At 62.7% G+C, this 24598-nt stretch carries 26 protein-coding genes; 15 read left to right on the forward strand and 11 right to left on the reverse strand.

All coding sequences use genetic code 11. The features are described 5' to 3' along the window. Positions 1 to 15: 15 nt before the first annotated feature. A complete protein-coding gene (locus LUU92_RS11245; RefSeq protein WP_028619721.1) occupies positions 16 to 504 on the forward strand; it encodes a flavin reductase family protein in 489 nt (162 codons plus the stop codon). Here LUU92_RS11245 and LUU92_RS11250 read toward each other — a convergent pair. The 3 genes from LUU92_RS11250 to LUU92_RS11260 form a co-directional block, all read right to left on the reverse strand. Continuing rightward, positions 501 to 1175 carry a glutathione S-transferase family protein gene (locus LUU92_RS11250; protein WP_071489121.1) on the reverse strand — a complete coding sequence of 225 codons (675 nt, stop codon included), beginning with the start codon at positions 1173 to 1175 and terminating at the stop codon, positions 501 to 503. The two genes, LUU92_RS11245 and LUU92_RS11250, sit on opposite strands and share 4 nt — an antisense overlap. 68 nt (positions 1176 to 1243) lie before the next feature. Next, positions 1244 to 1846, reverse strand: coding sequence for a glutathione S-transferase (locus tag LUU92_RS11255; protein WP_071489122.1), 603 nt, complete (start codon positions 1844 to 1846; stop codon positions 1244 to 1246). A gap of 11 nt (positions 1847 to 1857) precedes the next feature. Then, the gene (locus LUU92_RS11260) at positions 1858 to 2244 is read right to left on the reverse strand and encodes a hypothetical protein (protein WP_028619724.1); all 387 of its coding nucleotides are present in this window, start codon (positions 2242 to 2244) and stop codon (positions 1858 to 1860) included. Positions 2245 to 2388: 144 nt separating this feature from the next. Between LUU92_RS11260 and LUU92_RS11265 the strand changes: the two genes are divergently transcribed. Together LUU92_RS11265 and LUU92_RS11270 are read left to right on the forward strand one after the other, a co-directional pair. Continuing rightward, on the forward strand, positions 2389 to 3288 hold the full coding sequence (locus LUU92_RS11265) for a LysR substrate-binding domain-containing protein (protein WP_028619725.1): 900 nt from the start codon (positions 2389 to 2391) through the stop codon (positions 3286 to 3288). 16 nt (positions 3289 to 3304) lie between these two features. Continuing rightward, positions 3305 to 4099 carry an SDR family oxidoreductase gene (locus tag LUU92_RS11270; protein ID WP_071489123.1) on the forward strand — a complete coding sequence of 265 codons (795 nt, stop codon included), beginning with the start codon at positions 3305 to 3307 and terminating at the stop codon, positions 4097 to 4099. Here the strand turns inward: LUU92_RS11270 and LUU92_RS11275 are convergent. After that, complete coding sequence (locus LUU92_RS11275; protein WP_028619727.1) at positions 4084 to 5052, reverse strand: LysR family transcriptional regulator; 969 nt, start codon at positions 5050 to 5052, stop codon at positions 4084 to 4086. The two genes, LUU92_RS11270 and LUU92_RS11275, sit on opposite strands and share 16 nt — an antisense overlap. 95 nt (positions 5053 to 5147) lie before the next feature. Between LUU92_RS11275 and LUU92_RS11280 the strand changes: the two genes are divergently transcribed. Genes LUU92_RS11280 through LUU92_RS11290 form a run of 3 tightly spaced genes read left to right on the forward strand, consistent with a single transcriptional unit; the run spans position 5148 to position 7641 of the window. Continuing rightward, on the forward strand, positions 5148 to 6086 hold the full coding sequence (locus LUU92_RS11280) for a DMT family transporter (RefSeq protein WP_071489136.1): 939 nt from the start codon (positions 5148 to 5150) through the stop codon (positions 6084 to 6086). Positions 6087 to 6121: 35 nt separating this feature from the next. Further along, positions 6122 to 6943, forward strand: a complete 822-nt coding sequence (locus LUU92_RS11285; RefSeq protein ID WP_162276399.1) for a pyrroline-5-carboxylate reductase family protein — start codon at positions 6122 to 6124, stop codon at positions 6941 to 6943. Between the two features lie 38 nt (positions 6944 to 6981). Continuing rightward, positions 6982 to 7641 carry a class I SAM-dependent DNA methyltransferase gene (locus LUU92_RS11290; protein WP_071489124.1) on the forward strand — a complete coding sequence of 220 codons (660 nt, stop codon included), beginning with the start codon at positions 6982 to 6984 and terminating at the stop codon, positions 7639 to 7641. 37 nt (positions 7642 to 7678) lie between these two features. Here LUU92_RS11290 and LUU92_RS11295 read toward each other — a convergent pair whose 3' ends face one another. Further along, positions 7679 to 8677, reverse strand: a complete 999-nt coding sequence (locus LUU92_RS11295) for an AraC family transcriptional regulator (protein WP_257103843.1) — start codon at positions 8675 to 8677, stop codon at positions 7679 to 7681. Between the two features lie 64 nt (positions 8678 to 8741). Here LUU92_RS11295 and LUU92_RS11300 point away from each other — a divergent pair, with 64 nt between their 5' ends. Then, positions 8742 to 9965, forward strand: coding sequence for an MFS transporter (locus LUU92_RS11300; protein WP_222541473.1), 1224 nt, complete (start codon positions 8742 to 8744; stop codon positions 9963 to 9965). Between the two features lie 102 nt (positions 9966 to 10067). Continuing rightward, on the forward strand, positions 10068 to 10901 hold the full coding sequence (gene yghU / locus LUU92_RS11305; RefSeq protein WP_092245986.1) for a glutathione-dependent disulfide-bond oxidoreductase: 834 nt from the start codon (positions 10068 to 10070) through the stop codon (positions 10899 to 10901). Between the two features lie 51 nt (positions 10902 to 10952). Here yghU and LUU92_RS11310 read toward each other — a convergent pair whose 3' ends face one another. From LUU92_RS11310 to LUU92_RS11320, 3 genes are read right to left on the reverse strand one after another with little or no spacing between them, the layout of a single operon-like run. Continuing rightward, positions 10953 to 11879, reverse strand: coding sequence for a sugar ABC transporter substrate-binding protein (locus LUU92_RS11310; protein WP_222541474.1), 927 nt, complete (start codon positions 11877 to 11879; stop codon positions 10953 to 10955). A 19-nt stretch (positions 11880 to 11898) separates the two neighbouring features. Next, positions 11899 to 12678: a TIM barrel protein gene (locus tag LUU92_RS11315; protein WP_257103614.1), complete on the reverse strand. Its 780-nt coding sequence runs from the start codon at positions 12676 to 12678 to the stop codon at positions 11899 to 11901. Continuing rightward, positions 12675 to 13679 (reverse strand): Gfo/Idh/MocA family oxidoreductase, encoded by a 1005-nt coding sequence (locus tag LUU92_RS11320; protein WP_257103615.1) that lies wholly within the window; start codon positions 13677 to 13679, stop codon positions 12675 to 12677. The genes LUU92_RS11315 and LUU92_RS11320 overlap by 4 nt, the downstream gene beginning before the upstream one ends. Before the next feature lie 185 nt (positions 13680 to 13864). On the opposite strand from LUU92_RS11320, the gene LUU92_RS11325 reads away from it, so the two are divergent. Beyond that, entirely contained in the window at positions 13865 to 15826 is a 1962-nt protein-coding gene (locus LUU92_RS11325; RefSeq protein ID WP_071489130.1) for a sigma-54 interaction domain-containing protein, read from the forward strand. A 124-nt stretch (positions 15827 to 15950) separates the two neighbouring features. On the opposite strand, the gene LUU92_RS11330 is transcribed toward LUU92_RS11325, so the two are convergent. Then, positions 15951 to 16994 carry a LacI family DNA-binding transcriptional regulator gene (locus LUU92_RS11330; RefSeq protein ID WP_222541476.1) on the reverse strand — a complete coding sequence of 348 codons (1044 nt, stop codon included), beginning with the start codon at positions 16992 to 16994 and terminating at the stop codon, positions 15951 to 15953. A gap of 162 nt (positions 16995 to 17156) precedes the next feature. On the opposite strand from LUU92_RS11330, the gene LUU92_RS11335 reads away from it, so the two are divergent. From LUU92_RS11335 to LUU92_RS11355, 5 genes are read left to right on the forward strand one after another with little or no spacing between them, the layout of a single operon-like run. Next, on the forward strand, positions 17157 to 18251 hold the full coding sequence (locus LUU92_RS11335; protein ID WP_092245966.1) for a fatty acid desaturase family protein: 1095 nt from the start codon (positions 17157 to 17159) through the stop codon (positions 18249 to 18251). Positions 18252 to 18280: 29 nt separating this feature from the next. Continuing rightward, on the forward strand, positions 18281 to 18601 hold the full coding sequence (locus tag LUU92_RS11340; protein WP_058426960.1) for a MocE family 2Fe-2S type ferredoxin: 321 nt from the start codon (positions 18281 to 18283) through the stop codon (positions 18599 to 18601). Between the two features lie 2 nt (positions 18602 to 18603). Next, positions 18604 to 19803: an NAD(P)/FAD-dependent oxidoreductase gene (locus tag LUU92_RS11345; protein ID WP_257103616.1), complete on the forward strand. Its 1200-nt coding sequence runs from the start codon at positions 18604 to 18606 to the stop codon at positions 19801 to 19803. A 1-nt stretch (position 19804) separates the two neighbouring features. After that, a complete protein-coding gene (locus LUU92_RS11350; RefSeq protein WP_257103617.1) occupies positions 19805 to 20623 on the forward strand; it encodes a sugar phosphate isomerase/epimerase family protein in 819 nt (272 codons plus the stop codon). A gap of 50 nt (positions 20624 to 20673) precedes the next feature. Continuing rightward, positions 20674 to 21636: a Dyp-type peroxidase gene (locus tag LUU92_RS11355; RefSeq protein ID WP_257103618.1), complete on the forward strand. Its 963-nt coding sequence runs from the start codon at positions 20674 to 20676 to the stop codon at positions 21634 to 21636. Positions 21637 to 21987: 351 nt separating this feature from the next. On the opposite strand, the gene LUU92_RS11360 is transcribed toward LUU92_RS11355, so the two are convergent. Then, positions 21988 to 22860 (reverse strand): undecaprenyl-diphosphate phosphatase, encoded by an 873-nt coding sequence (locus LUU92_RS11360; RefSeq protein WP_071488256.1) that lies wholly within the window; start codon positions 22858 to 22860, stop codon positions 21988 to 21990. Positions 22861 to 23028: 168 nt separating this feature from the next. On the opposite strand from LUU92_RS11360, the gene LUU92_RS11365 reads away from it, so the two are divergent. Further along, positions 23029 to 23535: a GNAT family N-acetyltransferase gene (locus LUU92_RS11365; protein ID WP_257103619.1), complete on the forward strand. Its 507-nt coding sequence runs from the start codon at positions 23029 to 23031 to the stop codon at positions 23533 to 23535. On the opposite strand, the gene LUU92_RS11370 is transcribed toward LUU92_RS11365, so the two are convergent. Then, positions 23513 to 24457, reverse strand: coding sequence for a GlxA family transcriptional regulator (locus LUU92_RS11370; protein ID WP_071488257.1), 945 nt, complete (start codon positions 24455 to 24457; stop codon positions 23513 to 23515). The two genes, LUU92_RS11365 and LUU92_RS11370, sit on opposite strands and share 23 nt — an antisense overlap. Positions 24458 to 24598 lie beyond the last annotated feature (141 nt).

The following is a 24598-nucleotide window of genomic DNA, read 5'->3' on the forward strand; positions in this document are numbered from 1 at the left end:
AAGGTGGACAGGGAAATGCAGACGCTTGAAAAACAGATGGACACGCGCGCGTTGCGTAACGCCTACGGCAAGTACGCCACGGGGGTCACCGTTGTCACAACCTTGGATGATCGAGGCGCGCCTGCCGGACTGACGGTCAGCAGCTTCAATTCGGTGTCGTTGGAGCCGGCCCTGGTCTTGTGGAGCCTGCGCAAGGAATCTTACACCGCTCGTGCATTCCAGGCGGCGGATGGCTTCGCGATCAATGTACTGGCCCATGAGCAACAACTGCTGAGCGACCGTTTTGCCACGCCGACCGCTGACAAGTTCAGCCAGGTGCCCTACGCAATCAGCGAAAACCAACTGCCGTTGATCGATGGCGCGATTGCTCAGTTCGAATGCATCAAGCGCAATGAGTTCGACGGTGGTGATCATTGGATTTTCATCGGCGAAGTCATCAGCTTCACACTCAATGAAGGCAACCCGCTGATCTTTCATGCAGGCAAGTACGCCACGGCGGTCTAGCCCGTCGCGCGGCGATCGGCAATGGCCATAAGCTTGTCGACGTCGCCGTGCGTGCGCTCATGATACGGCGCGCCTGCATCATAGGCGCGTCGAACATCGTCCCGTTGGGCCATGTGCTGCAGGTACTGCACGGTGTGAGGTAGCGCCTCCAGGCTGATGTGCAGCACCTTGTGCAGTCGCAGCCAGGGATAAATCGCCATGTCGGCGATGGAAAATTCGCCGCAGATAAACGCGCGCCCGGCGATGGCTTGCTCGAATACCTGGAACAGCGTGCGGGTCTGGTTCAGATAACGGTTGGCCGAGTATGCCTCGGGTTGGGAAGCCTGATGGTGGAAGTGATAATTCTGGCCGGCCATCGGTCCCAGGCTGCTGACTTGCCAGATCAGCCATTGCACCACCTGCCAGCGCTGCTCGGGCGACGTCCCGCGAAAACGGGCGTGCTTGTCCGCCAGGTAGAGCAGCACCGCCGCCGACTCCACCACCACTTGCTGGGTATCGTGGTCGAGCAGCACCGGAATCTTCGCGTGCGGGTTCAGCTGCAGATACGCGGGAAGGTGCTGCTCATCGCGGGCGAGGTTGATGTGGCAGATGTCGTAATTGACCGCCAGGGCCTCAAGCATCAGCAGGATTTTATAACCGTTGGCGGTAGGTGAAAAAAATACTGTGTACATAGGGGGCTTTTATGTGGGCGCAGGGCGAGGAGCCGGTGGGGACCGGCTCGCGTGGCGTTTGAGCCAGTTTACTGGATGGGGTATTGCTTGAAGGCCGGGAGTTCCTCCAGGCGCTTGGCGTGACGCTGCAGGTACGGGAAGGACTCGGCTTTGACCACTGAGGCGACCGTGAACTGGCTGAACGACCACGCCACCGCAGCGGTAATGGCGCCTTGAGTCAGCTTTTCGTCGGACGCGTGGGCTAGGCGTTTTTCCAGGGTCGAGTAGGCTGCCAGTAATTGGCCGGTTACCCGGTCGAGCCAGGGCTCGTGGAGCTTTTCGGCGGGGCGCAGATTATGCTCGTACACAATCTGTACGGTTTTTTCACAGGCGGCCAGTGCGAGCCCGATCAATTGCAGGTCCTGGGCGCGCTCGCTGGCGCGATCGGGCAAAAGCTTCCTGTTGGCCGGCGCCAGCGCTTCGAAGTATTCGAGGATCAGGCTTGAGTCCATCAACACGGTTGAATCGTCCAGCACCAGGGAGGGCGCCTTGACGACCGGATTGATTTGGGCAAATTGCTCGTAGGTGCTGAATACCGAGAGCGGCTGATGCTCAAAGTCGACGCCATACAGGTCCAGGGAGATTGCGACGCGGCGCACGTAGGGCGAGTCCAGCATGCCAACCAGTTTCATGAAGCCTCCATTTACGTCAGGGTAATTTTCAAAGTGCAGTGGGGATGCTTGAGGTATTTGTAGAGATCCAGGAGCAACCCGCGCACGCGAGGACTGGCCTCGTCGGCGGCCAGGAACAGCGCGATTTCCCCGTCGCCCTCCAGCAGAATCAGGCCCGGCGCAAGACAGGTGAAATCCCCGGGTTCCAGGCAGACATCGGTACCTTGGGACGTCATCCAATGACGCCCTTTCAGCGCGACGACATAGGCTTGCTGTTCCAACCAGAAAGAGAGTAGTTGATCCTTGGTCACTAGCCATTTCAGGGAATGTCGGCCCAACGCCATTTTCGCCAGCAATACCTGCGGAGCCTGAGTGATACGGGCGGTCGAGACGCTCTGTTCCATGATCGTGGTTTTCATCGAAGACGCTCCGCGGTTCGCGAGGTGACGGTGGAACGAAAAGACGCCTGCAGCTGGCAGGATTGTTAATTTGAGGTTACTTTATCCTGAGTGTAGCCCTCGAAGTATCGATAATTTTTACCACAATAGGTTAGTTTAGCTTACATGAGTGCATTCCCTCCGTTGACCTGCCTGCGCAGTTTTGAAGCCACTTCCAGGTTGGGGAGCGTCACCCTGGCAGCCAAGGAATTGCACGTTACCCATTCAGCCATCAGCCAGCAGATCAAGGTGCTGGAAGAGATTGTCGGCTTGACCCTGTTCGTGCGTGAAGGGCGAGGCTTGCGTGTCAGCGAGGATGGGCGGCTGTACGCGTTGCAGATCCGAAAAGCCTTGGGCGATATCGCCGAAGCCACGCGATTGATCCAGGCACAGCCCAAGATGGGTGAGTTGGTGGTGGCGGTATTGCCATCGTTTGGCCGGTCCTGGCTGTTACCGCGCCTACCACGTTTTCAGCAGCTTTACCCTCATATCAGCATTCGTCTGCAAGCCAGCTTGACCATCTCCAACTTGCATCAGGAATCGGTGGATATCGGTATTCGTATGGGCAAGGGGGATTGGGAAGGGGTCGAGCAGAAGCTGTTGTTCCACGATGAAGTCGTCGTCGTCGCCGCCCCCCACTTCAATAGCGGGCGCCTGCCGCAAACACCGCAAGAGGTCATCGACAGCGAGATCATCTACAACACTGAATCATGGTTGCCCTGGTGCGAGGCCGCGGGTGTTGAAATGGGCAACGAACGCAAGGGGTTGTGCAGCAACGACTCCAATCTGGTGTTGGAGGCGGTTCGCCTGGGGCAGGGCATCACGCTGGAGCGGCGCAGTCTGGTGCATGACGCTATCGAGCGCGGAGAGCTGGTCCAGTTGTGCGATGTGAGTGCGCCCTATGCCTATCCGTATTGGCTGGTGTGGCCACCCAGGGAAAGTTCGGAAGACAAGCAGCGCGAATTCTCCCATTGGCTGTCCGGGGAAGTGGAGCGTTATCTTGACCAGCTGAGAAAAAACGCCTGAAGGAGGCCCCGCCCGAATGGATCTGTTTTTGCAACAACGCCTGGTAGTGGTCGCGGGCGGTAGCTCAGGCATTGGCCTGGCCTGCGCCCAGGCTTTCGCCGCCGAAGGCGCGCGGGTGGCAATTGTTTCGAGGTCACATCAGCGGCTTGAGCAGGCGCAACGCGTGTGCGAGGAAGCGGGCCTGCACGTGCATCCTTTTGCCGGCGACCTGTCAGACGCCGATCAGGCTCAAGCGGTCATTGACGCAATCAGCGCGCGCCATGGCGCCATCAACGTGCTGGTCAACAGTGCGGGTGCCGCTGCGAGACACCCGGTGAGTCAACTTACTCCGGCCCATTACCTGGAGGCGTTCAGCGCCAAGTTCTGCCCCTACATCAACACCCAGCATGCGGTGCTTGCCCATTTTCTTGGCCAGGCGCAGCCGTCGCTGCGGGCGGTGGTCAATATCGTCGGCATCGGTGGCCGGGTGGCAATGCCCGAGCATGTCGCCGGCGGTGCAGCCAATGCAGCGTTGATCCTCACGTCACAGGGGTTGGCGCAGGCTTATGGCTGCCAAGGCATCCGTATCAACGTGATCAACCCTGGGTTTACCCTGACGCCCCGTACCCAGGCGACCCTGGAACGCATGGCTCAACGCAGCGGCGAAAGCCTTGAGCAGACCCTGGCGCGACAGCAGGCATCGATCCCGATGGGCAGGTTTGCCCGCGCGGGGGAAGTGGCCGATCTGGCGTTGTTCCTGGCCAGTCCAAGAGCATCCTATTTGTCGGGGGCGGTCATCAATATGGACGGTGGGGCCTACCCCGGGGCGTAGACCCTACCCGGCGCAAAGGCCGAAGGTTGTCCGGCGGCGCGCAGCAGGCCATTGATCAGGTACTGCTGATCATGCGACTGGTGTGCCGATTGCGTCCAGACCAGCCTGTATTCGTAAGGGGAGGTGAGTTGATGGCGGTCGCCGAACACGGCTACCAGGCGCCCGTCGGCCAATTCGTCTTGCAGCAGCGCAGAACTGCCGATCATTACCCCGCCATTCTGCGCCACTTCATGCATGGCATAGCCCACACCGCTGAAGGAAAGCGCTGCCGTCGTCTGCGTATCGCACTTGGCAATCGCCGTGAACCAGTCGTCCCAAGTGGCATTGCCCAAGCGATCGTCGTGGTACCAGGGTGACTGGACCAGCCGCGCACCCACCAGGTCCAGCGGTTCGTCGACAGGCCCAAGGCTGTTCAGGTAGGCAGGGCTGCAAACGGGGAAGTAGCGGTCCTGCAGCAGCAACGCCGAATGGCTCAACACAAGTTCGCGCGGGCAGTAGCGAATCGCCAGATCGGCATCGCCATGGTCGAGGTTGCGCACTTCGGAACTAGGGTCGATCGTCAACGCAAGGTTACCGCCAGCATACGCGGTGATGGCCGGCAACCGCTTGCTCAACCAGTGACTGGTGATGGATACCGTGCAAGTCAACACGATGCTGGCACCGGTCTGCGGGCGCATATCCTGAGTGGCCTTGAGCAGCAGCGAGAAGGCCTTGGACACGTCACGGGCCAGGCGCTGCCCCGACTCATTGAGGGTTACGCCGTTAGCGGTGCGATGAAAGAGGCTCAGCCCCAGGTCATCCTCCAATTGTCGGATCTGCCGGCTCACTGCGCCCACGGTCACGCACAACTCCTGGGCGGCTTCGGTGAGCGTGCGGCAGCGTGAGGCGGCTTCGAACGCACGCAAGGCGCTGAGGGAAGGGAGGCGGTGAGGTTTTTCCAGGTTGAGTTTCATGCAAGCACCTTAGCAAAAAATCGATTACTTGCCAGAGGTGATGCGCATAGCCTTGAACCTATGTTTTTCAATGCCGCGGCTCAAGGTCTATGACGATGCTCGACACACGCAAATCCCTCGATGTCTTTTCCGTGTCCACGATGATGGTCCTGTGCCTGTTATGGGGGGGGCAGCAGGTATTGATCAAACTGGCCGCGTCGCAGCTCGATCCGCTGATGCAATTGACAATTCGATATGCCATTTCCGCGCTGATCCTGGGGGGGTACCTGTGGTATCGCCAGGGTGCCGGGCTGTTCAGCGATAACACCGTCGGCGCGGGTATCGTGGTCGGAATCCTGGTAGCCCTGGAATCGATCTTCATCGCTGAAGGCTTGCGCTACAGCAGTGCCAGCCATATCACCGTGTTTCTGTACACCGGCCCCTTGTTTGCGAGTTTCGGCCTGCATTTCCTGCGCGAGGAGGAACGTCTCAGTGGCAGCCAATGGTGTTTCGTGGTGCTGGCGTTTCTTGGCATCGTCATTACCTTCATGGGGCGGGGCGACGGTGCCCAGGGCAACACGCTGCTGGGGGATGGGCTCGGGCTGCTGTCCGGAGCCGCCTGGGGGGCCACCACCATTGCAGTGCGTACGTCGACGCTCGCCAGTGCGCGACCGGAGAAAACCCTGTTTTACCAGGTGAGTATCGCGACGCTGTTGATCTTTCCGCTGACCTTTTTCATGGGCCACTCCACCTTTGAGATCGACGGTGCGGTGGTAGCGAACCTGACCTTCCAGACCCTGGTTCTGGTCCTGGGGACCTTCCTGGGCTGGTATTGGCTGCTGACCAAATACCTTGCGTCACGCCTGTCCGTGCTGCAGCTGTTGACGCCGGTTGCAGGCGTGGCACTGGGGGTGGTGGTCCTCAACGATGCGTTGGACCTGTGGTTCGTGTGCGGAGCCCTGCTGGTCCTGATTGGCATCCTGGGTGTGAGCGTGCTGGAGGTCCTGAGCGTGCGCCGCGCAGGAGCGACTTCGCGCCTGGCATCCGAGGCGTGATGCCGCGGTTTCCAACGGTCAAGGGTCAAGTCGCTATGGATATGAATGACTGCAAGACAGTGTTGTCCACCCGCATCGGCATTGTCGGCTCGGGCCACTTGGGGGTCGCCCTGGCCCAAGGGCTGATTGCCGCCGGCTTACCCAGGGCCAACCTGTTGCTCAGCAATCGGCATTCCAGCGCTGCGCGGGGCAGGCTCAAGAAGGCCGGGCTGGAAGACCGATATGCCGACAACCGGCGAGTCGTCGATGAGTCGCAGTTGATCCTGCTGACGGTAAGGCCTCAGGACTACCGGGCGTTGAGCGGGCTGCAGCTCAAGAGCGGCACTGTGCTGGTCTCGTTTATCGCTGGTTTGCCGGTTGAGCGCATCAAGTCCCTGTTCCAGCCGCCTCCCCAGATTGTCCGTGTCATGGTCAGCGCACCGGATACGATTGCCGGTGCCTGTGCCATCGGCGCGCGTTATGGCGCCGATTCGGCCCTGGTTGATGGGTTGCTGCGCCGGCTGGGAGTCGAACTGATCAACCTGCCATCGGAAGCTGAATTCGACGCCTTTACCGTCTATGGCCCCTGCCTGCCGATTGTTTTGACCTACTGCGAGAGCCTGGCCGTCAAGGTGTCCCAAGAAGCCATTGCCAGGGGCGCCACAGCGTGCAACCTGCCGCCTTGGGGCAAGGTGATTGCGTGGGCCAACGCCGTCAGGCCCCGGGGGCTGGATGACCGTGCCCGGCGCGACTACCTGCACAGCGCCACCACGCCAGGTGGCGTGACGGAAGCATTGCTGGACGCCGTAGGCGAAGGCTTGACGTTGTCCGACTGTTTCCGAGCCGGTATTGCGCGCAGCCAACGGCTGGCGGGCTGAGGCTTATTTCCCCACGTGACATCAATCGAGGATCGACAATGAAACACACGGCAGAGGAAAGTGCACTGGTGACCGCATCCCACCGGCTCAACGGTGAAAAGGAGGTGCTGCGGGCCTTCTACGATGAGTGGGCGGAAGGCTACGTAGACACCGCTTTTGGTGAGAAGTATGTCGGTCACTGGGTTTGTGCAAAATTGCTGGATGTGGTGGCCCACGCGTTGGTCAAATCTGGCCGGCCACACAGTGCGCGGATTCTCGATGCCGGGTGTGGTACCGGGTTGGTGGGAGAGCAACTGGCCGGGATCGGCTACGGCGAGATCGATGGCGTCGACCTATCCGCCGGCATGGTCGAGCAGGCACGCAAGACCAACGCATACAGTCAGCTTACGGCTGATGTCGACTTGAACGTGCGCAACCCGGCCATCGCCGATGATCGCTATGACCTGGTGGTCTGTTGCGGCGTGTTCATCGACGGACATGTGGCCGTCACCGCACTGGACGAACTGCTGCGTGTCGCGCGCAGTCCTGGCTACCTGATTGTCAGTACGCGCCAGAGTTACCTGGACCATGAACCTTTTGTCGAGTACGTCAAGCGTTTGGTCGAGGACTGCAAGGTGCGTGTGGTCATGCGTATCGAGCGCGGTAACTATATCAACGTCGACACCGCCGATTATTGGGTACTCGAAAAAACCACCTGAACGCCGGCGTCGGCCAGGATGTCTTCGAGGCGCTCGTTCATGCCGGGCTCCGGCTGCGCTGGCGACTGGCCCCAGGCGGATGGCCGGTAATACGCTTGAACGCACGACTGAACGCTGCCTGGGAGGTATAGCCCAGGCGCAGCGCTACTTCTTCGATAGGCAATCGCTCCAGGGTCAGCCATTGGCTGGCCAGGCGCATGCGCAACTCCGTCACGTAGCGCAGGGGCGGGATGCCCAGGGTGGCCTGGAAGCGCTCGGCGAACACCGAACGGGAAGCATGACAATGCGCCGCCAATTCGGCCACGCTCCAATCGCGGCCCGGGTCCTGATGCAGGACGAGCAGGGCACCGGCCAGTCGCGTGTCGCGTAGCGCCGCCACCAATCCTGATGCATTACCGCAGGCACACTCCACCCAGCCCCGCACGATCATGGCGGCGACCACATCGGCCAGGCGCGCGAGGATGCCGGAATAGCCGACACGAGCCGCGCTGACTTCACGTTCCATCACCGCCAAAATCGGCATCAAGCCAGGGTAACGCTGGCCCTGGGCATCGATCAGCATCAAGGCCGGCATCAGGCTGCCGAGCCCCTGGATACTGCCAAGCTCGAACGCCATGCAGGCGCTGAACAGCAAGGTGCAGGGGGGGGTATCGGGGGACGCATCCACGGCGCAGACGGTATCGCCCAACGCGGTCGCGCCAAAGCCATCGATGTCTTGCACAGCCCTGTCCGCATCGGAGGACAGCGCATGGGCGCCGCCGTGGGAGATGAACACCGCATTGCCCGCCGACAATTCGAACAGGCTGCCGTCATCGGTTCGCAGGGTGGCCGTCCCTGCGGCCAGGAAGTGGAAGTAGGCGTGTCCCGGTTTGGCCTCAAAACCCATGCCGAAGCTCGGTCCGGCCTGGATGCGTCGGTACTGCACCCCGCTCAGGCGCATGCCGCGCAGCAGTTCGTCGATAAGGTCGGAGGACAGGTTGAAGGGCGCCGCTGCGGTCATCTTCGGGGTTTCGGTCAAAAACTCAAGGGTTTGCATCATAGATCATCCGAATTGGCAAACCTAGACTGGCCGTCGTGCTAATGACCGAGGATGTCGTGTGATGAATGATTATGTAGCCCAAACCGCTCGCCCTGCCCAGGTGGCGCCCGATGCGCCCGCCTGGATGGCGGTGTTTTCCCTGGCCATGGGGGTGTTCGGCTTGTTGACGGCCGAATACCTGCCGGCCAGCCTGCTGACGCCGATGGCGCTGGACCTTGGCGTTTCTGAAGCGCTGGCCGGCCAAGCCGTGACCGTGACCGCCGTGGTGGCGTTGTTCGCCGGGTTGCTGGTACCGGGCCTCACGCGCGGGATCGACCGGCGCGTGGTGCTGCTGGGTTTTTCCCTGCTGATGATTGCGTCCAACCTGTTGGTGGCGTTTTCTTCCAGCCTGGCGGTGCTGCTGTTGATGCGCATCCTGCTGGGTGTTGCCCTGGGCGGCTTCTGGAGCATGGCGGCGGCGGTCGCGATGCGGCTGGTGCCGGCGGCGCTGCTGCCCCGTGCGCTGTCGATCATCTTCAGTGGCATTGCCGTGGGCACGGTGGTTGCCGTGCCGTTGGGCAGCTACCTGGGCGGCCTGTATGGCTGGCGCAGTGCATTTGTGGCGGCGGCAGCGGTCGGCGGGGTGACGCTGGCGTTCCAGCTGTTCACGTTGCCACCGTTGGCCCCCACGGGCAGCGCACGCTTGCGCACGGTGCTGGATGTGCTGCTGCGCCCGGGCATCGCCATCGGCATGTTGGGCTGCGTGCTCGTGCACACCGGGCACTTTGCGCTGTTCACCTACATCCGGCCGTTCCTCGAAAGCACCACGGGCGTGGGCACTGAAGGGCTGGCCTTGATGCTGCTGGGCTTCGGTGCGGCCAACTTCGTTGGCACGCTGTTGGCCGGTTGGATGCTGGTGCGTTATCCCCGCGGCACCTTGGTGCTGATGCCGGTGTTGGTGGGCGTCGCGGCGCTGGCGCTGGTGTTGCTGCCGGCCTCGCTGCCAGGCCAGGCGTTGCTGCTGGCGCTGTGGGGCATGGCGTTTGGCGGGGTGCCGGTGGCGTGGTCGAACTGGGTGGCGCGCAGCGTGCCGGATCAAGCTGAAAGTGCCGGCGGCATGGTGGTGGCGTCCGTGCAGTCGGCCATTGCGGCGGGCGCGGCCGGTGGGGGCGCGATGTTCAGTCTCAGTGGCATCAGCGGGGTGTTTCTCGGCGCCGGTGTGTTGATGCTATTGGCCGCCTTGTTGATTGCGCTGCGGGTAACGGTGCCGGGCAATGACGCCGTGGGTGCACCGCTGCATCTTTGACGTCAGCCTGGAGATTGGCCGCATTCACGGTGTGACGAGCCATCGACCTTTGGTTTAGTCTGGAACGCTTCGTTGAACGCAAGCACATTTGGAGCAGTAAGCATGACCGATTACGTACCCCCGAAAGTGTGGACCTGGGACACCGAGAATGGCGGCACTTTCGCCAGCATCAACCGCCCTGTGGCCGGCGCGACCCATGAAAAAGAATTGCCGGTGGGCAAGCATCCACTGCAGTTGTACTCCCTGGCCACGCCCAACGGGCAGAAGGTCACGATCCTGCTGGAAGAGCTGTTGGCCCTCGGGCACAGCGGTGCGGAGTACGATGCCTGGCTGATCAAGATCGGTGACGGCGACCAGTTCGGCAGCGGCTTCGTGGGGGTGAACCCCAACTCCAAGATCCCGGCACTGCTGGACCGCAGCGGCGCCACGCCGATTCGGGTGTTCGAGTCGGGAGCGATCCTGCAATACCTGGCAGAGAAGTTCGGCGCGTTCTTGCCCACCGAACCCGCCGCCCGCGCCGAATGCCTGTCGTGGTTGTTCTGGCAGATGGGCAGCGCGCCCTACCTGGGCGGTGGTTTCGGTCACTTCTATGCGTATGCGCCGAGCAAGATGGAATATGCGATCAACCGCTTTGCCATGGAGACCAAGCGTCAGCTCGATGTGCTCGACCAGCGCCTGGCGGTGAGCGAATACATCGCGGGTGATGAGTACACCATCGCCGATATCGCCATCTGGCCCTGGTATGGCGGGCTGGTCAAAGGCCGTTTGTATGGCGCGGCGGAGTTCCTCTCGGTGCATGAGTACCAGCATGTGCTGCGCTGGGCGGACGCGATTGAAGCGCGGCCGGCGGTGCAGCGTGGGCGGCGGGTCAACCGGGTGTCCGGCGAGCCCCATGAGCAGTTGGCCGAACGCCATAGCGCTCGCGACTTGGACTAAAAATATGGGAGGGAGCTTGCTCCCTCCCATATTTGGGTCACCACACTCCAGTTATTTGTAGCGCTGCTCGAACACCGCCACCTGCTCGGGCTTGATCAGTTCGAACGGCACCCAGACCTGCGGCTCAATCGCCTCGCCCTTGATCATTCGCACCGCCGCCTGCACGGCCTGGGTCGCCTGGGCCTTCGGGTCCTGGAATACCGACGCCGTCAGCAACCCCCGCTTGATCGCTGCCAGCCCATCGGGCAAGCCATCGATACCCACAATCGCCACTTCACCCTTGGTTTTTCCCGCCTGCTGCAAAGCCATGGCCGCGCCAATCGCCATTTCATCGTTGTTGGCCACGATGGCATCGAACGGCGTGCCCGCCAGCAGCCAGTTGCTGGTCAGGTCCATGCCTTTACTGCGTTGCCATTCGGCGCTTTGCTGCTCGACCACCTTGATACCGGGAAACTCCTTGAGCACCTGTTTGACGCCCTCGGTGCGGTCGTGGGTAGCGTTCTGTGCGAGGTCGCCCATGATGATCACCACGTTGCCCTTGCCACCGAGTTTTTCCGCCAGGTAGCGCATCTGCAACTGGCCGGCCTCGATGTCGTTGGAGGCCACGGTGACCACGCCTTTGGGCAGGGTACGCTCGTCCGGGTGGCGGTTGACGTACACCAGCGGTGTCTTGGCGGAGACGGCGGCGCGGGTCATGTTGGCGGTGGCGGCGGTGTCCACCGGCAGTACGATCACCGCGTCGACCTTCTGGTTGAGGAAGCCCTCGACCTGATTAAGCTGACGCACCACGTCGCCCTGGGCGTCTTCGAACTGGATCTGCACATCCTGCTGCTTGGCGGCCGCTTCCAGGCCGGTGCGCACGTACGTCATGAAGTTGTCGTCGACCCGGGCAATGCTCACGCCGATGCGATAAGCCGCGTAGGTCCATTGGCTGAACAGCAGCAACAAGGTGGCAGCAAACAACGAATAGCGATTCATAAGGGTGATCCTTTTATTGTTATAGGGTGAACGCCTGGCGGAAACGCTCCAGGGCCATCTCGCTGTCGCCGCTGGCCCAGCCTTCCAGGCCGACCACGCCGCTGTAGCCTATGGCGTGCAAGGCTTTGGCAATGGCCGGGTAGTGGATTTCACCGGTGCCAGGCTCCTTGCGACCTGGTACATCGGCCACTTGGATTTCACCGATGGCGCTGCCAGCGCGCTGGATCAGTTCGATCAAATTTCCTTCGCCGATCTGCGCGTGGTACAGGTCCAAATTCATCTTCAGGTAAGGGCTGCCCACGGCCTCGATCAGCGCCAGGGTATCGTCGGCGCGGGCGAATGGCGTACCGGGGTGGTCGACTTCGGTGTTGAGGTTTTCCAGCAGGAACACACGGCCGGCGTCTTCCCCCAGGCGGGCGATTTTTTCCAGGGTTTTGCAGGCGCTCAGCCACATGCGCCCGGTGGCCAGGCTCACCGGTTGAACGGGCAGGCCGCCTTCACCCAGGCCGGTGCCGTGCAGGTTGAGGCTGGGGCAATTCAGGTGTGCGGCTACCCCTAAGGATTTGCGGGCGCTGTCGAGTAACTGGCGGATGCCATCGGGGTCGGTGAGGGTGCCGCTGATGTAGCCGGTCATGGAGGTGAAATCGGCGCCGGTGGCGGCCAGGGCGGTGATGTCCTTGTCTGTCCAGTTCCAGATTTCGGCGCTGAACCCCAGTGCGTGAATGCGCTTTACACGCTCGACAAACGGCAGGTCGAGAAACACCATCTCGGCGCTGACCGCCAGCTTGAACGGGCTCATACCGCCACCGCCTTGCCGGTTTCGAACGACTCGATGCACGCACGGGCAATCGCCAGGGCCGCGCGCGCATCCTCGCCGCTGGCCATCGGCTTGGCACCGCTGCGCAGGCAGTCGACAAAGTGGTTGAGCTCGGCAATGTAGGCGTCGCGCAACAGGTCGGTGTCCAGGCGCTGGGTGTCGGCCTGGATGCCCTGGGCCAGGTAGCGCACCAGGTCGCTGTCGTTGAGACTGCCCATGCTCAGCATACCGGCGCTGCCGAACACTTCGCCGCGCACATCGTAGCCGTACACGGCCTGGAAGTTGGCTTCGGCGGTGGCGATGGCGCCGTTGTCGAAGCGGATCGCGACCACTGCGGTGTCGAGGAAGCCTTTGCTTTTGAATTGCGGAGCGATCAGTGCGTCGGCCATCACATACACCTGCTTCGCCTCGGCACCGGGGTTGAGGTAGCGCAGGGTGTCGAAGTCGTGGATCAGGGTTTCGAGGAAAATCACCCATTGCGGCGAGTTGGCCGGGTTGTTCAGCGCCGGGTCGCGGGTCAGCGAGCGCAGCAACTGCGGCGTGCCGATGCGGCCGGCGGCGACGTCGAGGTGCGCGGTGCGAAAGCTCTTGGCGAAACGCCGGTTGAAGCCCACCTGCAACGGCACTCGCGCATCGGCGGCAGCGGCGATGGCGCGGTCGGCCTCATCGAGGGTGATGGCCATGGGTTTTTCGCAGAAGATGCCCTTGCCGGCGCGGGCGGCGCTGATCACCAGTTCGGCATGGCTGCGGGCCGGGGCGGCGATGATCACGCCGTCGATAGCCGGGTCGTCGAGCAACTGCTGAGGGTCGGTGTAGATCTTGCTCACCCCCAGTTCGGCGGCGAGGCGGGCGGCCTGGCCTGGCGTCGGGTCGGCAATCGCTGCCAGGCTGGCACCGGGGATGTGCCGTGCGGCGGTCAGGCCGTGGAAGCTGCCCATGCGACCGGCACCGATCAAACCCAGGCGGATGTTTTGTGTACTCATGCAATGACCCCTTGTTGTTATTGGCCTCAGGACAGTCCTGATGGGCAAGGGGGTGGGAGCAAGGCGTGTGCCAGTTTTCAACTTATTGATTAATAAGGGTTAATTAATATCTACAAACAATAAGTGTTCATTCTGATGACATGACTATACTGACATGTCAAAAACATGAACATGGATATCACCCAATGAGCATGGCCTTCAGTGTGCAAGACCTCGACTACCTGACGACCCTGGGGCCTGCCGCGCTGAATGACGGCCCGGTGGCCGCGCTGGAGCAGGCCTGGCGCGATTGCCTGGCCGGCCAGGTCGACCGGCCGGCGTCCGTGCGCCAAGTGATCTGGGATTCGTGGCGGCGCAGCGTCGAGGCGGGCATCGATCCAGCCGACAACGCGTACCGCTTTGTCGCAGCCGACACGCTGACCGCCACCCTGACCACCCACCGCGTGCTGATCGCCGCTGCCGCGCAAGTCATGCACGGCTTGCTGGCCTACAACCCGCGCGGCCATATCAACCTCACCGATGCCGATGGCACCACCCTGTATTTCTGTGGCCTGGACATCACTCCGGTCGGCAGCCGCCTGCTCGAGTCGGTGCAAGGCACCAACTGCACCGGCCTGGCCCTGGCCGAAGACCGCCTGGTGTACGTGCTGGCCGAGGAAAACTTCGGCATCGGCCTGCGCCAGCGCCGCATGCACTGCGCCGCCGCGCCGATCAGGAATGCCCAGGGCCACACTGTGGCGATGCTGACCCTCACCGCCGAGCCCGGCTGGTTTCACTTCCATACCCTCGGTACGGTGCAGGCGGCCGCCGAGGCGGTGTCGCGGCAGATGGCGTTGCAGGTGTTGCTGGAGGAGCAGCAAGCGGTGCTCGAAGTCCTCAACGAAGGCCTGGTGGTACTGGACGAGCGCGGTTGCATCAAGGCGCTCAACCGTTATGCCCGGCAGTTGTTCGGCGTAGGGCTGGAGCTGATCGGGCGGCCGTTCCAGCAGCTGGGCCGTAGCGAGTTGAGCGACGTCCTTGGCGAGCCCGTGCGCGACCTCGATTGCACCTTCCACTTGGCTAACCGAGGCCAACTCGCCTGCCTGGTGTCGGTGTGCCCGCTGGAGCAGGGCGGGGTGATCGTGTCGCTGCGTGAAAACCGCCGCATCCGCGAAATCACCCGGCGCCTGATCGGCACCCGGGCCAGCTACACATTTGAAACCATCCAGGGCAACTCCCGAGCCATCCAGGACGCCCTGCACCTGGGGCGTATCGCCAGTCGCAGCGACTCCACCACGCTGATCCTCGGCGAAAGTGGCACCGGCAAAGAGCTGTTCGCCCAGGCCATCCACAACGGCAGCGACCGCCACAAAGGCCCCTTCGTGGCGGTCAACTGCGGGGCGATCCCCCGTGACCTGGTGCAAAGCGAACTGTTCGGCCATGTCGAGGGCGCGTTCACCGGCGCCACCCGTGGCGGTTCGGCGGGCAAGTTCGAACTGGCGGATGGCGGCACCATCTTTCTGGATGAGATCGGCGACATGTCCTTCGATGCCCAGGTCAGCCTGTTGCGGGTGTTGCAGGAGGGTGAAATCACCCGGGTGGGCGCGAAGAACTCGCGACAAGTGGACGTGCGCATCATTGCCGCCACCCACCGCAACCTCAGCCAGGCCGTGGCGCAAGGCGCGTTTCGCGAAGACCTCTACTACCGTCTCAACGTCCTGAACCTCACCGTGCCGCCCCTGCGCATGCGCCGCGAAGACATTCCGCTGCTGGCGCGGCACTTCCTGGCCCGCTGTGCACGCTCGTTGCGCAAGTCGGTGCAGGGCTTTTCGCCGGAGGCGATGGCATTGCTGTCGGCCTATGGCTGGCCGGGCAATGTGCGGGAGTTGGAAAACAGTATTGAGCGGGCGACCAACCTGGCGATGGGCGAGCTGATTCAGCCTGCCGATCTGCCGATGGAAACCAGGCAGCACACCCCGCTGCGCGCCTATGAGCCGCAACCCGCCCAGGACCTGAGCAGCCACGAAATGCACGCCATCGTCGCCGCACTCAAGAACACCGGCGGCAACATCCGCCTGGCCGCCCGGCAACTGAACGTGTCGCGGGGCGGGCTGTACAACAAAATGAGCCGGTTCGGGCTGAGTGCCAGCGATTTTCGCCGCGCCTGAGATTTAAGCAGCGCTGGCCCACGACAAACGAGAACCCCTGTGGCAAGCCCGCTCGCCACAGAAAGCCAGCGCCTCCCAAGCGTGGCGTAGGCGTTCAGCCTTGGCTTCCTCGTCGATGCGTCCGCTAGAGGTTCTCCGACGTCACAATCTGCGGCGGTATATACACCCGCTGCCGCACCGGATCGAACCCTTCGGCAGTCTGCAACTCCACCATCAACTGCACCAACGCCGTCGCCGTCTGCCCCGGCTGCGAGTCCATCACCACATCGATCAAACCCTGGCGCAGCGCCTGGCGCGACAGCTCGGTGGACTCCTGCAGGATGCAGCACAACGCCGGCCGCCTGGGCAACTGCGCCAGGGCGCTGATGATGCCATCGCCGCCGCCGCCCACCACGCATAGGCCGCGCAGGTCGCTGTGGCGGCTGATCAGGTCGAGGGTGGCTTCTTCGGTAATGTCGCAGTTGTCCAGATTGATCAACGGCTCCAGCGGTTTGAGCCCCGGCGCATGCTCGGCCAGGTAGCTGTGCAGGCCTTCGACCCGTGCCTGGTGGCCGAGGAAACGGTGGCCGCCGAGCAGGATACCCACGCTGCCTTTGCGCGTGCCGCAGGTGCGGGCGAGCAGCCAGCCCATGGTGCGGCCGACCACATGATTGTCCTGGCCTACGTAGGGTTCCTCCGCCTGTTCGTGGATATCCGAGAGCAGGGCGACCACGGGCACGCCGGCTGCGCGGATTTGCGCCAGGCAGGCGTTGATCGACGGATGGGCAAAACTGACCACCGCCAGGCCATCGCACTGCACGGCCAACTGTTCGATCTGCGCGACGATGGCGTTGGGCGAGCGGTCCACGATGTACTCGAACTGGCACGTCAGGTTGGCGTTGGCATGCTGCTCCGCGGCGGTACTGATGGCCTGCGCCAGGCTGGCATAGAACGCCTGGGCGGTGGCCAGCAACAGGATGCCGAAGCGATAGGTCGGCCGACGCTCGCGAATGCGCTGGCCGATCAGCCGCGCCGCAAAATACCCCACGGCTTCGGCCGCCTGGAATACCTGCTCGGCAGTCTCGGGATTGACCGGTGCCCGCGCATTCAATACGCGGTCGACCGTGGCCACACTCAGCCCGGCATGGGCGGCCACGCTGGCGATGGTTGGGCGTTTGTTGTTGTTCATGACTGGCCCCTTGAGCGTCTTGATAGAAAACTATCAAGCCCGGCTGGGCCTGGATGATAGCTTGATAGGGAATGGATTCAAGGCCTTGAGGGTGAATAACCCGTTCTCTAAGGTGGGTTTCACACAGCACCAGAAACCACCCGCTTGTGGAGAACAATAACAATGCCTGAACACACCGCTCCTATCGGCCGCCGCGACTACAGCCTCACCGGCCCCGAAGCCGCCCGCGCCGCTGAAAAAGGCCTGGTCTCGGCCAGTTGGTACCAATCGCCGATCTCGCGTAAACGCATGAAAGAACTGATGCAACGCCGTGACGGCCCGGCACTGCTCGACACCGCGATCTGGGTGATCGCACTGTTTGCCAGCGGTTTTGGCGGCTACTGGTTCTGGGGCACCTGGGCCTGCGTGCCGTTCTTCCTGGTCTATGGCGTGCTGTATGGCACTGCGTCCAACCCGCGCTGGCACGAAACCGGCCACGGCACCGCCTTCAAGACCCGCTGGATGAACGATGTGCTGTATCAGGTCGCCAGCTTCATGTGCATCTTCGAACCCCACGTGTGGCGCTGGAGCCATGCCCGGCACCATACCGACACCATCGTGGTCGGCCGTGACCCGGAGATCGTCGAACCGCGTCCGCCGAGCTTCTGGATGATGTGCCTGAGCCTGTTCAACCTGCCCCTGGCCTGGAAAACCTTCAGCGGCGTGGCGCGCCATGCCATGGGCAAGATGAGTGCCCAGGAAGCGGACTTCATCCCCGAATCCGAATGGCCCAAGGTGTTCCGTGCCGCGCGTATCTGGGTCGGCATTTATGCCGTGGTGATCGGCACCGCGTTGTACCTGCATAGCTGGTTGCCGCTGATGCTGGTGGGCCTGCCGAGTATTTATGGCGCGTGGCTCGGCTATCTGTTTGGCCTCACGCAGCATGTCGGCCTGGCCGAAGATGTACTCGACCACCGCAGCAACTGCCGCACCATTTACATGAACCGCGTGCTGCGCTTTATCTACATGGACATGAACTACCACCTCGAACACCACATGTACCCGATGGTGCCGTACCACGCCCTCGCGCAACTGCACGACGAAATCCGCAGCGACTGCCCGCCGCCGTACGCCAACCTGTTCGAGGCATTCAAGGAGATCCTGCCGACCATCTGGAAGCAGCGCAGCGATCCCACCTATTTCGTCCAGCGCCCGATTCACCCGAATACGCCTCCGGCTGCCCATGCGCCGGTGCATGCAGAAACCGCTGCCGGTTGAACCCCACCCAAGAACAAGAGAAAAACGCCATGAACGATCAATGGATCGACGTCTGCGCCGTGGGCGAAATAGACGAAGAAGACGTGCTGCGCTTCGACCATGGGCCGCACACCTATGCGGTGTATCGCTCGGCCGAGAATGAATTCTTCGCCACCGCCGGGCTGTGCACCCACGAGAAAATCCACCTGGCCGATGGCCTGGTGATGGACCACGTGATCGAGTGCCCCAAGCACAATGGGCGCTTCGATTACCGCACCGGCAAGGCCCTCGGCGCGCCGGTGTGCGTCAACCTCAAGACCTACCCGGTGCGGGTCGAAGCGGGGCGGGTGTTGCTCGCTGTCACGGCCTGATCATGCACGATCCCTTGATCATCGTCGGCGCCGGCCATGCCGGCGGCCGTGCGGCGCTGACCTTGCGTGAAGAAGGCTACACCGGGCGGCTGATCCTGATTGGCGATGAGCCGCACTTGCCCTACGAGCGGCCGCTGCTGTCCAAAGGCGTGTTGCAGGGCACGGCGGACCTGGCCGGCTGCAGCCTGTGCGACAGCGCGCGACTGGCCGAGCTGGACATCGAGCACATCGCCGCTAACCCGGTGACGCAGTTGCAGCCGCAACAGCATCGCCTGCAACTGGCCGATGGCCAATGGCTGCGTTACGCCGGCCTGCTGCTGGCCATCGGGGGGCGGGCGCGCCGGTTGCCTCAGGAGCAGGCCAACGTGCTCTACCTGCGTACCCACGATGAAGCGCTGGCCCTGCGCGATGCGCTGAAGCCCGGCACGCGGTTGGTGGTGGTCGGTGGCGGCTTTATTGGCCTGGAAGTGGCGGCCACGGCACGTGGCCTTGGCTGTGAGGTCACCCTGCTCGAAGCCGGGCCGCGATTGGCGGGCCGGGTGTTGCCGGCCGTTATCTCTGAGGCGCTGCTGGCCCTGCATCGCCAGCACGGGGTCGATGTTCGCCTGAATGTGGCCTTGGAATCGATCCAGGCCGACGCCGTGCTGCTGGTGGACGGGCAACGCTTGCCCTGCGACCTGGTGGTGGTCGGCATCGGCATGCAACCCAATATCGAATTGGCCGCCGCAGCGGGGTTGGACGTGGGGCAGGGCATACGCGTGGATACGCACCTGCGTACCAGCGCGCCGGATATTTATGCCGCCGGTGACGTGTGTGAGTTTCGCCTGGATGGCCTCTATCAGCGCCAGGAAACCTGGCGCAACGCCGAGGTCCAGGGCCGGCATGCGGCATTGAACCTGCTGGGCCGCGATGTGCCGTTCGAGGCGCTTCCCGGGTTCTGGTCCGACCAGTACGACTGGGGCTTGCAGACCGTCGGCGTGCTCACGCCCTCGACGGTCAGCCGCCCATTGCCGGGCGGCGGCATGTTGCTGTTCCATCTCGATGCCGATCACCAGTTGCAAGGCGCGTGCGGATGGGCGCCAGGCAACAGCGTGGCCAAGGACATCAAGCTCTGCGAACGCCTGATCAGCGCGCGACGCTCACTCGATCCCGCCAGCCTGGCCAACCCCGAGCTGTCCCTCAAACACCTGCTGCGAGGCTGATATGCGCCAATTCCTGGTGTTCCAATCCCTGTGGGCCATGCAGACCGAACCCGGCCCACTCGAGGCTCAACTCGAGCGCATCAAGGCCGCCGGGTTCGACGGCATTACCGATCATTACTTCAAGCCCGCCGATGTCGCCCGCCTGCACGCCGCCGCCACGGCGCAAGGCTTGCAGATCGAAGGCCAGCTGTTCCCGCAGTCGGTGGATGACCTGGCCGCCGCGCTGGAGGTGATCAGTGGCTATGGCTGCCACCACCTCACCCTGCAAGCCGACGTGCGCCCACGCACCCAAAGCGAAGCGGCGCGATTGGTCGAAGGCTGGCAGCGCTTGGCCGAACAGGTGGAGTTTCCGGTGCTGCTGGAAACCCACCGTTATCGCCTCACCAATGATCTGCTGTTCACCCTTGACGTGCTGGCACAGATGCCCGACTTGAAGCTGCTGGCCGACCTGTCCCACTACGTGGTCGGGCGCGAACTGCCGGAGCCGGGCGCCGCCGAGGACGATGCGCAGATACGCAGCATCCTGCGCCACAGCTGGGGTTTCCACGGTCGGGTAGCCAGCAGCGAGCAGGTACAAGTCTCGTTGGCGTTTCCCCAGCACCAAGCCTGGGTCCGACGCTTTACCGAGTGGTGGCGCTACGGGATCGAAGACTGGCTGGCGCGCCCGCAGACGCCGCAGAGCCTGTCCTTTACCTGCGAACTCGGCCCGGCGCCTTATGCGATCACCGGCGCGGACGGGTGCGAAATCAGCGATCGCTGGTCCGAAGCGCTGAAGATGCAGGCGCTCATTCGTGAGGTGTGGCGCAGTTGTCAGAAGTGATCTGCTAATCTGCGCGGGTTCAATCTCGCCCTTTAGCCTGGACTTTCACCATGACCCCATCCTCCGTTCAGCCGCCCCTGGAACCGGAGTCCGTGTGCCACCCGATCACCAGCAGCGCGATTTTCATGGTCGCCACTGTCACCCCCGGCAGCGAGGACACGGTACGCGCCTGGTGCGCCGACATTGCCGGGCTGGTGCGCTCGGTGGGCAAGCGCGTGCCGGCCGGCAACCTGACCTGCGTCTGCGGGTTTGGCTCGGATGCCTGGGACCGCCTGTTCGGCGCGCCACGCCCGGCGGCGCTGCACCCGTTCCGCGAGTTCGGCGTGGAGGGGCGCATGGCCATGTCGACACCGGGGGATATCCTGCTGCATATCCGCGCCGAACAGATGGACCTGTGCTTCGAACTGGCCACCCATCTCATGGCGGCCCTGGGCGACAGCGTGAAGGTGGTGGATGAGGTCCAGGGTTTCCGCTATTTCGACATGCGCAGCATCATCGGCTTTGTCGACGGTACCGAGAACCCGGTAGGGCGCAAGGCCGAGGGCTTCACCATCGTCGGTGACGAAGACAGCGAATTCCGTGGCGGCAGCTACGTGCTGGTGCAGAAGTACCTGCACAACATGACGGCGTGGAATGGCTTGACGGTGGAGGCCCAGGAGAAAGTGATCGGGCGCACCAAGTTGTCGGATATCGAGTTGGACGAAGAAGCCAAGCCGAGCAACTCCCACAGCGCCTTGACCGTCATCACCGACGAACACGGTGAAGAAGTGAAGATCCTGCGCGATAACATGCCCTTTGGCCGGCCAGGTGCCGGGGAGTTCGGCACCTACTTCATCGGCTATGCACGCTCGCCGCATCCCCTGGAGTTGATGCTGGAAAACATGTTCGTCGGCCGTCCGGTGGGCAATTATGACCGCCTGCTGGATTTCAGCACGGCGGTCACCGGCGGCCTGTTTTTCGTGCCCTCGGCCGACCTGCTGGAAGAACTGGCCGACCGAACCGGCAGTCTGTAAGGCAATACGGTACAAAGGTGGGAGGGGGCTTGCCCTAATGCCAGTCAGTTAAGGAGGAACACTGTAACTGTGGCGAGCGGGCTTGCCCCGCGTTGGGCTGCGCAGCAGCCCCAATAAGAGCACTGCAGTGTGCCAGACAGCTCCGGGGCTATGTTTTGGGGCTGCTTCGCAGCCCAACGCGGGGCAAGCCCGCTCGCCACAGGTGTCTGGTTGCCCGTTCTGTCCCTTAACTGACCGGCATTAGGGCTTGCCCTCGATAGCTGTGTGTCAGTCAACTTATATGCAACTGACACTGCGCAATCGGGGGCAAGCCCCCTCCCACATTGGATCGGATGTGTTTTTTGAATTGAGTCAGCTCAACAGCCCAGTACTGACCGCCACAATCAGGAACACCCCCAACAGCGCGCGGTAGATCACGAACGGCCAGGTGGAGAACCGCTCCAGGAACTTCATCAGGCCCCAGATCGCAAAGAACGCCGAGACGCTCGCCACCACCAGACCGAACAGCAGATGCGGCCAGGCATGGGCCGGCATGTCGGCGTGCAGCAACACCCACAACTCCTTCAGCCCGGCGAGGGCGATGGCCGGCAGGCCCAGCAGGAAGGAGAAGCGTGCAGCTTCCTCACGCTTGAAATTGAGAAACAACGCAGCGGTCAGCGTAGAGCCGGACCGCGATACCCCCGGAATCAACGCGCCAATTTGCGCGATCCCGACGATCAACGCATCGCGCAGGCGCATTTCGCTCACTTCACGGGTGTGGCGTGCGCGTACTTCCGCCACAGCCAGCAGCACCGCCATCACCACGCAGGAAATGCCGATCACCATCAGCCCACGCAGCGGCGAGTTGCAGGCATTCAAGGTCGACGACAACGCCAGGCCGGCAATCCCGATGGGAAGGGTCGCCAGCACAATCGCCACCGCCAGCTTGAACCAACGGTCGTTGTAGTCACCCCGACGCACCGCGCCGATGCTGCCGGTGGTGACTTGGCGCACATCGCGCCAGAAGTAACTGACCACCGCGGCCAGCGCCGCCAGTTGCATGGCCGCGGAAAACGCCGAGCCGGGGTCTTGCCAGCCGAGCAGGGCGGGCACCACGCGCATGTGGGCGGTGGACGACACCGGCAGCAGTTCGGTAATGCCCTGGATCACGCCAAGGATGAAGATCTGTAGGTAATCGAGGGAGGCAAAACCCACATCCAGGCCGGCGGTACACATGTTGGTCAAAATAGGTGTCCTTGAAGAGCAGAGGCAAATTTCACGAAGTTTATTCGAAATGTTTCAAGGTTTCGGGCGAGGCAACACCTATTTGCAATCGGTTCAGCAAGTAGAAAGGTTGGCCTCTCCTCGCGTTTTGTGAACAATGGCGCCCTGCGTTTTTTCACCGAGAGCCCCATGCCCGAAGTCACCGTCGAATTGATCCAGACCGGCCCCGAAGCCGCCGAGCTGATCCGTAATCTCTACCAGTACTACGCCTATGAGTCGTCCGACTGGGAACAGGAAGATGTGGAGGCGGACGGCCGTTTCTACATCCATGACGAACACCTGGCCCGCTACTGGCAAGACCCGCAATGGAGCGCCAACCTGCTGCTGGTGGATGGCTACATTGCCGGCTTCCTGCTGATCGAAGGCAGCGAACTGCCAGGCATCGATGCCCTGGAGCTGGCCGATCTGTTCATCCTCAAGCGCTATCGCCGCAAAGGCATCGGCCGCGCCATCGCCAGCCAGGTGCTGTGCAGCGGCCAGGCCAATTGGCTGGTGCGGTTCTATGACCAGGACGAAGTGTCCCAGGCGTTCTGGCGCACGGTGCTGGATAACCTGCCGCGCCCGGTACAGACGATAGAGCTGGAGGATGACCCGCAGTTGGTCAGTTACCTGATTACGCGGGCGGCCCTGCATTAAAGGCCTGTTGCATTACCGCCGGCGGCTGCCCGAACGCCCTCAGGAACGCCTGGCGCATGCGTTCGCGGTCGCCAAAGCCGGTTTCGCGGGCCACCACCTCCACCGGGTGACGGCTGGTTTCCATCAGTGCCCGGGCGGCTTCGACGCGCAGGGCTTCGATGGCTTTGGCCGGTGTCTGCCCGGTTTCCTCACGGAACACCCGGCTGAACTGGCGCGGGCTCAGCCGGGCGACATCGGCCAAGGTCTCCACCGTGAGATCGTGGGTCAGGTTCTCACGGGCGTAGGCCAGGGCCAGTTGCACGCGGTCTGACTTGGGGTCAAGCTCCAACAGCGCCGACAGCTGCGATTGTTCACTGCCGCGACGTTGGGCAATCACCAGTTTGCGCGCAATGCGCCGGGCGAGGTCGCTGCCCAGGTCGTTCTCCACCATGGCCAATGCCAGGTCCACCCCGGCGCTCATGCCGGCACCGGTCCACACTTGGCCGTCCACCACGAACAACTTGTCTTCTTCCAGCTGGATGTGCGGGTAGCGCTTGCGAAAGGCCGGCGCGTGAATCCAGTGGGTGGTGGTGCGCTTGCCTTCCAGCAGGCCGGCTTCGGCCAGCACGAAGATGCCCATGCACAATGAGGCGACGCGCCGCGACTGGGCAGAGGCGGCCTTGACCTGTTCCAGCAGGTTGGCTTCCGGCAGGCGGAACTCCATGTAGCCGCCGACGATCAAGGTGTCATAGCCTTCGGCCCGAATGGGTGTGGTGTTCACCGAAAAGCCCTGGGATGTCATCACCGCGCCGCCGGTCTCCGAGACCAGGTGAAACGCATAGGCCGGCTCGCCGCGCAACAGGTTCGCGCACTCGAACACCGAGCCCACGCTGAGGCTCAGGCATTCGAAATTCGGGTAGACCAGCAGCGCAACGCTGTGCATCGTGTTTCTCCAGGGGGCAGGGGAGACGCGATTGTCGGCGGCTGGGCGAGAAACGGCAACTGCCGTCGAGCAATGTCCGAAAACCTTGCGGATATGACGTTGTGAGGCGACGCCCAGGCTCCTAAGCTTCAACCCACAGTC

The organism is Pseudomonas extremorientalis, from assembly GCF_024584605.1.
GTDB classification, from domain to species: Bacteria; Pseudomonadota; Gammaproteobacteria; order Pseudomonadales; family Pseudomonadaceae; genus Aquipseudomonas; species Aquipseudomonas extremorientalis.

Bases quoted from the DNA above. Each gene is read 5' to 3' on its own strand.
- LUU92_RS11245 (WP_028619721.1), top strand. From the start codon at position 16: ATGCAGACGCTTGAAAAACAGATGGACACGCGCGCGTTGCGTAACGCC.
- LUU92_RS11250 (WP_071489121.1), bottom strand. From the start codon at position 1,175: ATGTACACAGTATTTTTTTCACCTACCGCCAACGGTTATAAAATCCTG.
- LUU92_RS11255 (WP_071489122.1), bottom strand. From the start codon at position 1,846: ATGAAACTGGTTGGCATGCTGGACTCGCCCTACGTGCGCCGCGTCGCA.
- LUU92_RS11260 (WP_028619724.1), bottom strand. From the start codon at position 2,244: ATGAAAACCACGATCATGGAACAGAGCGTCTCGACCGCCCGTATCACT.
- LUU92_RS11265 (WP_028619725.1), top strand. From the start codon at position 2,389: ATGAGTGCATTCCCTCCGTTGACCTGCCTGCGCAGTTTTGAAGCCACT.
- LUU92_RS11270 (WP_071489123.1), top strand. From the start codon at position 3,305: ATGGATCTGTTTTTGCAACAACGCCTGGTAGTGGTCGCGGGCGGTAGC.
- LUU92_RS11275 (WP_028619727.1), bottom strand. From the start codon at position 5,052: ATGAAACTCAACCTGGAAAAACCTCACCGCCTCCCTTCCCTCAGCGCC.
- LUU92_RS11280 (WP_071489136.1), top strand. From the start codon at position 5,148: ATGCTCGACACACGCAAATCCCTCGATGTCTTTTCCGTGTCCACGATG.
- LUU92_RS11285 (WP_162276399.1), top strand. From the start codon at position 6,122: ATGGATATGAATGACTGCAAGACAGTGTTGTCCACCCGCATCGGCATT.
- LUU92_RS11290 (WP_071489124.1), top strand. From the start codon at position 6,982: ATGAAACACACGGCAGAGGAAAGTGCACTGGTGACCGCATCCCACCGG.
- LUU92_RS11295 (WP_257103843.1), bottom strand. From the start codon at position 8,677: ATGCAAACCCTTGAGTTTTTGACCGAAACCCCGAAGATGACCGCAGCG.
- LUU92_RS11300 (WP_222541473.1), top strand. From the start codon at position 8,742: ATGAATGATTATGTAGCCCAAACCGCTCGCCCTGCCCAGGTGGCGCCC.
- yghU (WP_092245986.1), top strand. From the start codon at position 10,068: ATGACCGATTACGTACCCCCGAAAGTGTGGACCTGGGACACCGAGAAT.
- LUU92_RS11310 (WP_222541474.1), bottom strand. From the start codon at position 11,879: ATGAATCGCTATTCGTTGTTTGCTGCCACCTTGTTGCTGCTGTTCAGC.
- LUU92_RS11315 (WP_257103614.1), bottom strand. From the start codon at position 12,678: ATGAGCCCGTTCAAGCTGGCGGTCAGCGCCGAGATGGTGTTTCTCGAC.
- LUU92_RS11320 (WP_257103615.1), bottom strand. From the start codon at position 13,679: ATGAGTACACAAAACATCCGCCTGGGTTTGATCGGTGCCGGTCGCATG.
- LUU92_RS11325 (WP_071489130.1), top strand. From the start codon at position 13,865: ATGAGCATGGCCTTCAGTGTGCAAGACCTCGACTACCTGACGACCCTG.
- LUU92_RS11330 (WP_222541476.1), bottom strand. From the start codon at position 16,994: ATGAACAACAACAAACGCCCAACCATCGCCAGCGTGGCCGCCCATGCC.
- LUU92_RS11335 (WP_092245966.1), top strand. From the start codon at position 17,157: ATGCCTGAACACACCGCTCCTATCGGCCGCCGCGACTACAGCCTCACC.
- LUU92_RS11340 (WP_058426960.1), top strand. From the start codon at position 18,281: ATGAACGATCAATGGATCGACGTCTGCGCCGTGGGCGAAATAGACGAA.
- LUU92_RS11345 (WP_257103616.1), top strand. From the start codon at position 18,604: ATGCACGATCCCTTGATCATCGTCGGCGCCGGCCATGCCGGCGGCCGT.
- LUU92_RS11350 (WP_257103617.1), top strand. From the start codon at position 19,805: ATGCGCCAATTCCTGGTGTTCCAATCCCTGTGGGCCATGCAGACCGAA.
- LUU92_RS11355 (WP_257103618.1), top strand. From the start codon at position 20,674: ATGACCCCATCCTCCGTTCAGCCGCCCCTGGAACCGGAGTCCGTGTGC.
- LUU92_RS11365 (WP_257103619.1), top strand. From the start codon at position 23,029: ATGCCCGAAGTCACCGTCGAATTGATCCAGACCGGCCCCGAAGCCGCC.
- LUU92_RS11370 (WP_071488257.1), bottom strand. From the start codon at position 24,457: ATGCACAGCGTTGCGCTGCTGGTCTACCCGAATTTCGAATGCCTGAGC.